The 3,805-nt window shown below is 73.5% G+C and carries 5 protein-coding genes and 1 pseudogene; 2 read left to right on the forward strand and 4 right to left on the reverse strand.

The features are described from left to right. Positions 1–88 precede the first annotated feature (88 nt). Positions 89–454 (forward strand): annotated as a pseudogene (locus IH13_RS36960) (hypothetical protein). 21 nt (positions 455–475) lie between these two features. Beyond that, the gene (locus tag IH13_RS0108125; RefSeq protein WP_031082386.1) at positions 476–718 is read left to right on the forward strand and encodes a hypothetical protein; all 243 of its coding nucleotides are present in this window, start codon (positions 476–478) and stop codon (positions 716–718) included. A 27-nt stretch (positions 719–745) separates the two neighbouring features. On the opposite strand, the gene IH13_RS0108130 is transcribed toward IH13_RS0108125, so the two are convergent. From IH13_RS0108130 to IH13_RS0108145, 4 genes are all read right to left on the reverse strand, one after another. Continuing rightward, positions 746–1,366: an RcpC/CpaB family pilus assembly protein gene (locus tag IH13_RS0108130; RefSeq protein ID WP_031082388.1), complete on the reverse strand. Its 621-nt coding sequence runs from the start codon at positions 1,364–1,366 to the stop codon at positions 746–748. A 411-nt stretch (positions 1,367–1,777) separates the two neighbouring features. Then, complete coding sequence (locus IH13_RS0108135) at positions 1,778–2,626, reverse strand: S-methyl-5'-thioadenosine phosphorylase (protein ID WP_031082391.1); 849 nt, start codon at positions 2,624–2,626, stop codon at positions 1,778–1,780. 95 nt (positions 2,627–2,721) lie between these two features. Then, complete coding sequence (locus tag IH13_RS40585; RefSeq protein WP_031082392.1) at positions 2,722–3,072, reverse strand: FmdB family zinc ribbon protein; 351 nt, start codon at positions 3,070–3,072, stop codon at positions 2,722–2,724. Positions 3,073–3,138: 66 nt separating this feature from the next. Further along, positions 3,139–3,805, reverse strand: a 667-nt coding sequence (locus tag IH13_RS0108145; RefSeq protein WP_031082395.1) for an MFS transporter, incomplete at its 5' end; no start/stop codon positions are given.

Here is a 3,805-nt window from a genome sequence, read left to right on the forward strand (position 1 = left end):
GGCTCGCCGACGACCGCCCGTTCTCGCCGCCCGGGTCGGCTGCCCCGGCACCGGGGGCGTCCGGGACCACGACGCCCGGGAGGTGCACATGACCGAACCCCTGGAGCCGGCCGAGCCGCCGCGGCCCGCAGAGCCCGCCGGGCCCGCCGGGACGTGCTCTCCGGAATACCACCTGAACAGCGCCCGCGCCGAGCTGGACATGTGTATAAGAGACAGCCCCGGCCCCGAGCCCGGCCCTGGGCCGAGCAGGAACCCGAACGCTCGTCGACGCTGACGGCCGGGCCGGTACCGGCGATGAGCGTCGTCGTCGGACAGCTGTGGGCGCTGACGAAGGTAGGTCGTCAGCGTGTGGACGGAAGGCCATACCGGCACGGCCTGGCGGGGAGCGGGGGTCCGGAGCCTGTCGTTCCTCGTCGTCCTGGGGCGGTGGCTGCTCGATCCGAAGGACCGCTGAGCGCCGCCGTACCCTGGAGGTATGAGTACCGCCCCCGCCCCCGGACCGCGTGATCCGGAGCCACCGCAGTCGCCGCAGTCGCCGCAGTCACAGGAGCGTCCGCCGGAGGGCTCCAGGCCCCGGCCGGCTCTGGTCTTCGACGACCCGCTGGACCGGCAGGCCGCGGACGACACGGACCAGGCGTGGGGCGAGCGGGCTCCGGCCGGCGGCAGCGCCGGTGATCTGGCCCGCTTCCTCGACGAGAAGCCGCCCCACCACGTCTGATCCCGCCAGGCCCCCGGGATGGCGCGCTCAATGGCCACGGGACACCGCCACGACCAGCCGCCCGGATGTGCCGGCGCCCGCCAGGGCAGTGGCTGTACCGCGCTCCACGGCGAGGACCACGAGCGCCCCGTCCCCGCCCCGGCCGGGTCCGCCGTCCAGCTCCTCCAGTGCCGCGAAGTCCGGGCCGGAGCCGCCCGAACGACGGCCCGGCACCTCGGCCACCCGCACGTCCTGGGCCACCACGCGGGCTTCGGCGGCCCCCTCCCGCGCGGCGATCACATCGACGTGATCGCCAGGCCGCAGTAGCGAGACCGTCGCCGCGTCCGCGATCCGGACCGGCGCGGAGACCAGCCCACCCGGTCGCCCCTCCCGCTCCCGCTCGGCCACGGGCCGGGCACCGGCCGCTGCGGTGACCCTCCCGTCCGGCGGGGCCGGTGGACCGGCGCCGGCGGGGCCGGAACCACCGAGCCCCGACACCGCGAACACGACGCAGGACAGGGCGAACCCCGCAGCCGTCGCGCGGCGCTGTCTCCGCAGCGCGCGCCGCAGCCGTCCTCCACCGCCGCCGCGCACCCGCAAGGGCTCGAACGAGGGCATCCCGCAGGGCGCGGGGGGAGCGGGACGGGTCTCCGGCACCGACGGGAACATGGGCCACCACCTGCCGTGTGGGCGTACGCAACGGACTCGGACCCCCACACCATCCCCCGACGCCGGGAATCCCGCTGGGCCCTGTGGACGATCCCCACGATGTGGACATCTCGGCCACCCGTACGAGGGGCCGTGGACGTGATGCCCATAGGGAGCGCCTGTGGGGAGCACCTGTCGGGACGGCCCTCAGCTGCGGAGACCGACATCGCGCAGGCCCACGGCATCGCGCAGGGGCACGACATCGCGCAGGCGTACGACGTCGCGCAGAACGGCGTGGCCCCGGCAGCTCCGGCAGCCCCGGCAGGCAGCCCTGGATGCCCGGGCAGGCCGGGCAGGCCGCCAGGCCCCTCCGGCCGCACAGAGCCGCCGGACCACACGGGAACAGGCCCCGGTACCCACCGGGGCGGCAGGTCAGGGGAGTTCCACCCCGGTGTCGATCCCGTCCAGCGCGTGGGCGCAGACGCAGTCGCGGTCCTCGTCCGCCGGCAACGCGGCCACCGCGTCGAAGAGCACCGAGCGGAGCCGGTCCACATTGGCGGCGAACACCTTCAGCACCTCGTCGTGGCTGACGCCCTCGCCCGCCTCGGCACCCGCGTCCAGGTCGGTCACCAGCGTCACCGACGTGTAGCAGAGGCCCAGTTCCCGGGCGAGTACCGCCTCCGGATGCCCCGTCATCCCGACGACCGACCAGCCCATCGCGGCGTGCCAGCGCGATTCCGCCCGCGTCGAGAAGCGCGGGCCCTCGACCACGACGAGCGTGCCGCCGTCCACCGGTTCCCAGTCGCGTCCGCGCGCCGCCCCGAGGGCAGCCCTTCGCCCCTCGGGGCAGTACGGGTCGGCGAAACCGAGGTGCACCACGGAGGGGGTCGCCCCGTCCGGCCGGGTCTCGCCGTCGTAGTACGTCTGTACGCGGGTCTTGGTGCGGTCCACCAGTTGGTCCGGCACCAGCAGGGTGCCCGGGCCGTACTCCGGGCGCAGGCCGCCGACCGCGCACGGGCCCAGCACCTGGCGTACGCCCACCGCGCGCAGGGCCCAGAGGTTGGCGCGGTAGTTGATGCGGTGCGGCGGTACGTGGTGGCCGCGGCCGTGACGCGGGAGGAACGCCACCCGGCGCCCCGCGAGTTCACCCAGGAAGAGCGAGTCGCTCGGCGTCCCGTACGGGGTGTCCATCCGGACCTCGGTCACGTCCTCCAGGAAGGAGTAGAAGCCCGATCCGCCGATGACACCGATGTCCGCCGTATCCGTCTGCGCGTTCGCCATGCGCAGACCCTATCGGGCACGCACGTACGACCAGGACCCCGCTGACTCCGATCATCTGATCGGGCGGGGTCCCGGTGCTACAGGCGTGGTGGGCCTCAGGCGGCGGACGTGCCGCTGCCGGAGGAGCCCGACGACGAGGACGACGAAGACGTCGACGAGGCGGACGAAGCGGCGGGCTTCGAGTCCGACCCCGACGAGGACGACGCGGTGGTGGACGGGGAACCGGACGTCTTCGAGGACGACGCGGCCGGTGCGCTGCTCGACGAGGAGCCACGGCTGTCGTTCCGGTAGAAACCGGAACCCTTGAAGACGATGCCGACCGCAGAGAACACCTTCTTGAGGCGTCCGTCGCAGCTCGGGCACACGGTCAGGGCATCATCGGTGAACTTCTGCACCGCCTCGAGGCCCTCGCCGCACTCGGTGCACTGGTACTGATAGGTCGGCACTTGCTCCTCCTGGCACTCTCACTCAGTGAGTGCTAACGACGCTCCATACTGACGTATTCCGCGCCGTCAGTCCACCGTGACCTGCTCGCGGTGACCGATCCCACGTGCCACCGTCAGCCCCTCGGGCCGCGGTACCAGCCGCGAACGCAGGGCCAGCAGGGTCACCAGGGCCAGCAGGGCCCCGCCGAACGGCACCAGGAAACCGGTGCTCGCCCCATGCGCGATGTGTATAAGAGACAGTCCCAGCGCCACGGCGCCCGTCAGCCAGGTGAAGGCCTCCGTCCGGGCCGATGCCGGCACCAGGGCGTCGACCAGGGTGTACCCGCTGATCAGGGCCGGTGCGATACAGAGACCGACCAGCAGTCCCAGCCCGGCCAGCAGTACCGCGGAGTGCACGGCCCAGAGGCCCGAGGCGGTCACGGTCAGGGCCAGGAAACCGATGATCAGCCGACGGCGCGGGCCGCTCTTCCAGGCGATGGCCCCACAGGCGATCCCGGCGAGCATGTTGCCCGCCGCGAAGACGCCGTACAGCAGGCCGTTCACCCCGGGGCGGCCGATCTCCTCGGAGAACGCCGTGAGGGAGACCTGCATGCCGCCGAAGACGGAACCGATGCCCAGGAAGGTGACCGCCAGGACCCGCACCCCCGGCACGGCCAGCGCCGAGCGGTGGGGGGCGGCGGCGGTCGCCGCGTCCTGCGGGTCGGGCTGCGTCCCGCGCTGCGCGGCGAAGACG

The organism is Streptomyces sp. NRRL WC-3549, assembly GCF_000721935.1.
Lineage (GTDB): Bacteria > Actinomycetota > Actinomycetes > Streptomycetales > Streptomycetaceae > Streptomyces.

Bases quoted from the DNA above. Each gene is read 5' to 3' on its own strand.
- IH13_RS0108125 (WP_031082386.1), top strand. From the start codon at position 476: ATGAGTACCGCCCCCGCCCCCGGACCGCGTGATCCGGAGCCACCGCAG.
- IH13_RS0108130 (WP_031082388.1), bottom strand. From the start codon at position 1,366: ATGTTCCCGTCGGTGCCGGAGACCCGTCCCGCTCCCCCCGCGCCCTGC.
- IH13_RS0108135 (WP_031082391.1), bottom strand. From the start codon at position 2,626: ATGGCGAACGCGCAGACGGATACGGCGGACATCGGTGTCATCGGCGGA.